The organism is Sphingomonas sp. Ant H11, assembly GCF_000797515.1.
Classification (GTDB): domain Bacteria; phylum Pseudomonadota; class Alphaproteobacteria; order Sphingomonadales; family Sphingomonadaceae; genus Sphingomonas.
Map to the genome: position 1 here is coordinate 1 of NZ_JSBN01000037.1, position 4,994 is coordinate 4,994.

Sequence of the window (4,994 nt, forward strand, 5' to 3'; positions counted from 1 at the left end):
GCCCCCGCGCTGCCCGGTCGCGCTGGCCGAGCGCGAGCTGGCAACGGTGGCCCGGCTGGGCGCGCGCCACCTGTTCCTTGACGACCCCGACTATCCCCCGCTGCTCGCCGAACTCGACGATGCCCCACCCGCCTTGATCGTGCGCGGGCGGATCGATCTGCTCGCGCAGCTCTCCATCGCGATGGTTGGCGCGCGCAATGCGTCAGCAGCAGCGTGCCGCTTCGCGCGACAGCTTGCCGCCGAGCTTGGGCGCGAGGAGGTGAGCGTCGTCTCGGGCCTGGCGCGCGGGATCGACACCGCCGCACATGTCGGATCGATCGAGACGGGAACGATCGCGGTCATCGCCGGTGGGATCGACGTGGTCTATCCGCCGGAAAAACGCCGCGCTGCAGGAACGCATCGCGCAGGACGGCTTGCTGATCGCCGAACAACCGCCCGGCACCGAACCGCGCGCGCGCCACTTTCCCTATCGCAACCGCATCATCGCCGGTCTGTCGCTCGGCACCGTCGTGGTCGAGGCCGCGCCCAAATCGGGCTCGCTCATCACCGCGCGCCTTGCCGCCGAACTGGGCCGCGAGGTGATGGCGGTGCCCGGCAGCCCGCTCGATCCGCGCGCGCAGGGGTGCAACGGGCTGATCCGCGACGGCGCGACGCTGGTGCAATCCGCCGCCGACGTGCTGGAAACGGTGCGCCCGATCGACCAGCGTATGGTCCGCACCAGCCGCGACGGCTTCCGCGCGCCCCCGCCCGAAGATGCGAGCGACGCCGAACGCCGCGACGTGCGCGATCTGCTCGGCCCCGTACCCGTGGCGATCGACGAACTGATCCGGCAATCGGGACATAGCCCCGCGATTGTGCAGACGGTGCTGCTCGAACTGGAACTGGCCGGGCGGTTGGAACGTCATGCCGGAGGTCGGGTGGCGCTGGTCTGAACTCAGGACGCCGCGCAGGCCTTCGCGCTACCGGGGCAGAGAGCGATCGAATCGAGATAGGCCTCCGCCACCGCCGCATCCTTGGCCGTCGGCACCGACCGGAATGCATATTGGACGGAATGGATGTCCGCCGCACCGGTGAATACTTTGACGAAAAAGACCTCAGCTTTGCCCGTCGCGCTGTTGAGCGGACAGTCCGCGCGCATCGACGCAACCGCGCGTCCGTCGGCGACGCTATCGACGATCGGCGTCGTCGATGCGCCCTGACAGCTGCGTTTCACGCCATTGGCCAGCCTGTCCAGAAAGCCGTGCCCGCCCACTCGGGCAATCCCGGTAAAACGCTGCACCGTGATCATCCGGGACCATTGCTCGACGGTTTCGCCGCGCGGGATTCGCTCGGTTATCGCGATCTGCGTATTGTGCGCGTCATAGCCGGTCACGAACCCCGGCGGGGTCGGCGCTTCCAATCGCTCGGGCAGCACCACTGTCGCCGCCTGCACCGCCATCATCGCCGCAATTGCCCGAATCATGCTGCTCTCCCCTGCTCCCGACCGCTATGCCAGCCCAGTCGCGCGCTCGCCACCGTGCAGACCTTTTGACGCAAACGGGAACTTGCCGGGAGGTTTAAACGTCCCGCAGACGGTCGCTCCGTTTGGCGGAGACTGCCGCCTCAATCCGGAGCCTCCCCATGACCGACCGTATGCTCTCTATCCTCGCTGGGTGGCCACCTGCACCGCGATCGCGATGTACGCGTCTTACGTCGACCAGATCCGCCTCAATTTGGACGGGCACAAAGGCTCGATCGTTCAACCGATCGCAACGGTGGTGAATTGCGCCTTATGGGCACTGTACGGTCTTGCGAAGCCCAAGCGCGACTGGCCGATCGTCTGCGCCAACAGCCCCGGCATAGTGCTGGGCGCGCTGACGCTGGCGACTGCATTGTGATGTCGATGGTTGACGTGATGCCCCGCTTGACGCAGCGCCCGCCACATCTCCATCCTCGCGCGTACACGTAAGGACCTCGATCACCCCATGCAGCTTGTCATCGTCGAATCGCCCGCCAAGGCGAAGACCATCGAGAAATATCTCGGTTCGGATTACCGCGTCCTCGCTTCCTACGGCCATGTCCGCGACTTGCCGCCCAAGGATGGCTCGGTCGATCCCGAGGACGGGTTTTCGATGGAATGGGAAAATTACGCCGACAAGGCCAAGCAGTTGAAGGCGATCACCGATCTCGCCAAGACCGCCGACCGCCTGATCCTCGCGACCGACCCTGACCGCGAGGGCGAAGCGATCAGCTGGCACGTGCAGGAGGTGCTGCGCGGCCGCAAGGCACTGCCCAAGGACGTGCAGCGCGTTACCTTCAACGCCATCACCAAGGCGACGGTGACCGAGGCGATGCAGCATCCGCGCGAGCTCGATACCGATTTGATCGACGCCTATCGGGCGCGCCGTGCGCTCGATTATCTCGTCGGCTTCACGCTCTCCCCAGTGCTGTGGCGCAAGCTGCCCGGCGCCAAGTCGGCAGGGCGCGTGCAATCGGTCGCGCTGCGCCTGATCGTCAGCCGCGAGCGCGAGATCGAGGCCTTCCGCCCGCAGGAATATTGGTCGGTCATCGCCGACATGGAGCATGACGGCACGCCGTTCCAGGCGCGGCTCGTGCAGTTCGAGGGCAAGAAGCTCGATCGCCTGTCGATCGGCGAGGAAGGCACCGCCAAGCGCGCCAAGGCCGCGGTCGAAAGCGGACTGTTCACGGTGCAATCGGTCGAGGTGAAGCCTGCGACGCGCAACCCGCCGCCGCCCTTCACCACCTCGACGTTGCAGCAGGAAGCTTCGCGCAAGCTCGGCTTCTCCGCCGACCATACGATGCGGATCGCGCAAGGCCTCTACGAGGACGGCGCGATCACCTATATGCGTACCGACGGCGTGCAGATGGATTCGAGCGCGATCTCTGCCGCGCGCCATGCCGTCGCCGATCGCTATGACGCGAGCTACGTCCCCGACAAGCCGCGCGTCTACCAGACCAAGGCCAAGAACGCGCAGGAAGCGCATGAGGCGATCCGCCCGACCGACTTCAGCAAGGACAAGGCTGGCGGCGGCGATCATGCGCGGTTGTACGATTTGATCTGGAAGCGCGCTCTGGCGAGCCAGATGGCCTCGGCCCGGCTGGAGCGCACCACGGTCGAACTGGCTGACGGCACGGGCGACACGGCCCTCCGCGCAACCGGTCAGGTGATGCTCTTCCCCGGCTATCTCGCTTTGTACGAAGAAGGCTCGGACGACACGCAGGATGAAGACGCCAAGCGCCTGCCGCGCCTGCGCGAGGGCGATGCCCCGGCCAAATTGGGCGTCACCGCCGAACAGCATTTCACCCAGCCGCCGCCGCGCTTCTCGGAAGCGTCGCTGGTCAAGCGCCTCGAAGAACTCGGCATCGGTCGCCCTTCGACCTATGCCTCGATCATCAAGACGCTGAAGGACCGCGCCTACGTCCGCGTCGAGAAGAACCGCTTCTTCGCCGAGGAATCGGGCCGGTTGGTGACGGCGTTCCTCGAACGCTTTTTCGAGAAATATGTCGGCTATGATTTCACCGCCGGGCTCGAGGACGAGCTTGACGAAGTGTCGGGCGGCCGCGCGCAGTGGCAAGCCGTGCTCGAAGCCTTTTGGAAGGACTTCAAGCCGCGCACGACCGAGGTGATGGAGCAAAAGCCGTCCGAAGTGACCGCCGCGCTCGACAAATTCCTCGAACCCTATCTCTTCCCGGCCAAGGCCGATGGCAGCGATCCGCGGCTATGCCCGCTCTGCCACAAGGGCCAGCTTGCTTTGCGCGGCGGCAAGTTCGGCGCGTTCGTGGCCTGCTCCAACTATCCCGAATGCAAATATACCCGCCGCTTCGGCCAGCCCGGCGGTGAAGGCGAGGCCGATGCCACGCCCGAAACGCTCGGCAACGATCCGGTCACCGGTCTGCCGGTAGAGCGTAAGACGGGGCGCTTCGGCCCCTATATTCAATTGGGCGAGGGCAAGGAGGCCAAGCGCGCCTCGATCCCCAAGGACATTCCCGAACTCGATCTGGAATGGGCGCTGAAACTCTTGAGCTTGCCGCGCACGATCGGCACCCACCCCGAAAGCGGCGAGCCGATCACCGCCTCGATTGGGCGTTATGGGCCGTATCTGGCGCATGCTGGCAAATATGCCCGCCTGTCCTCGACGGCGGACGTGTTCGAGACGGGCATGAACGCGGCTGTGGTGAAGCTCGCTGAGGCTGCGGCAGGCGGCGGGCGGCCGCAACGGGGGGCCCAGGCCCCGCTGAAAGTGCTGGGGCTGCATCCGCGCACCGAGGCCGAGATCAAGCTGATGGAGGGCCGCTACGGGGCCTATGTCACCGACGGCACGACCAATGCGACCTTGCCCAAATCGATCGAAAAGGACGCGCTGACGCTCGAAGAAGCGGCGCAATTGATCGACGCGCGCGCCGCCGCAGCACCGCCCGCAAAGGGCAAGAAGAAGGCAGCGGCCAAAAAGCCCGCCGCAAAGACGGTTGCAAAGAAGCCTGCGGCCAAGAAACCGGCCGCGAAAAAGGCAGCGCCCAAAAAAGCGGTCGCCGCAGAGTAAAGGATCAGGCGGCGCGGCGCTGGGTGGACACCAGGAACGCCCGCGCCGCCGCTTGGGCGGTGGCGATTTCGCGCGCGGTCATGTCCTCGGCAATGTCGCGGCGGCAATCCTTGGCGATCTCGCTGCCCGCAACGGCGGCCAGGTTGAACCATTTGTGCGCCTCGATCAGGTCGACGCCGATTCCGGCCGAACCACTCGAATAGACCATGCCAAGATCGAAACATGCGTCTGCGTCGCCGCGCGCCGCATCGGCGATTCGGCTGTCGATCAGGAACTGCGCATTCTTCAGGCTGCTGCCCATGCTCTTAACCCCCGTTAACCATCCCTACCGGCAACACCTTGCCGGATTGGGGTCAACAAAAGGTTAACGGCCATTAGGCATGATCGGCGGGCGGAATCGCGAGGTTGTCGATCAGCCGGGTCGTGCCGATCCGCGCCGCTGCCAGCAGCAAA

The 4,994-nt window shown here is 65.7% G+C and carries 4 protein-coding genes and 1 pseudogene; 3 read left to right on the forward strand and 2 right to left on the reverse strand.

The features are described from left to right. Positions 1 to 22: 22 nt before the first annotated feature. A pseudogene (dprA, locus tag NW75_RS08360) lies at positions 23 to 932 on the forward strand (DNA-processing protein DprA). A gap of 2 nt (positions 933 to 934) precedes the next feature. Here dprA and NW75_RS08365 read toward each other — a convergent pair. Next, positions 935 to 1,462 carry a hypothetical protein gene (locus NW75_RS08365; RefSeq protein WP_052192314.1) on the reverse strand — a complete coding sequence of 176 codons (528 nt, stop codon included), beginning with the start codon at positions 1,460 to 1,462 and terminating at the stop codon, positions 935 to 937. 190 nt (positions 1,463 to 1,652) lie between these two features. Here NW75_RS08365 and NW75_RS25035 point away from each other — a divergent pair, with 190 nt between their 5' ends. Both NW75_RS25035 and topA read left to right on the forward strand, forming a co-directional pair. Continuing rightward, a complete protein-coding gene (locus NW75_RS25035) occupies positions 1,653 to 1,877 on the forward strand; it encodes a SemiSWEET family transporter (RefSeq protein ID WP_033964690.1) in 225 nt (74 codons plus the stop codon). A gap of 87 nt (positions 1,878 to 1,964) precedes the next feature. Next, on the forward strand, positions 1,965 to 4,541 hold the full coding sequence (gene topA, locus NW75_RS08375; protein WP_033964691.1) for a type I DNA topoisomerase: 2,577 nt from the start codon (positions 1,965 to 1,967) through the stop codon (positions 4,539 to 4,541). Between the two features lie 4 nt (positions 4,542 to 4,545). Here topA and NW75_RS08380 read toward each other — a convergent pair whose 3' ends face one another. Beyond that, positions 4,546 to 4,842 carry an SEL1-like repeat protein gene (locus NW75_RS08380; protein ID WP_010406124.1) on the reverse strand — a complete coding sequence of 99 codons (297 nt, stop codon included), beginning with the start codon at positions 4,840 to 4,842 and terminating at the stop codon, positions 4,546 to 4,548. Positions 4,843 to 4,994: the final 152 nt, after the last annotated feature.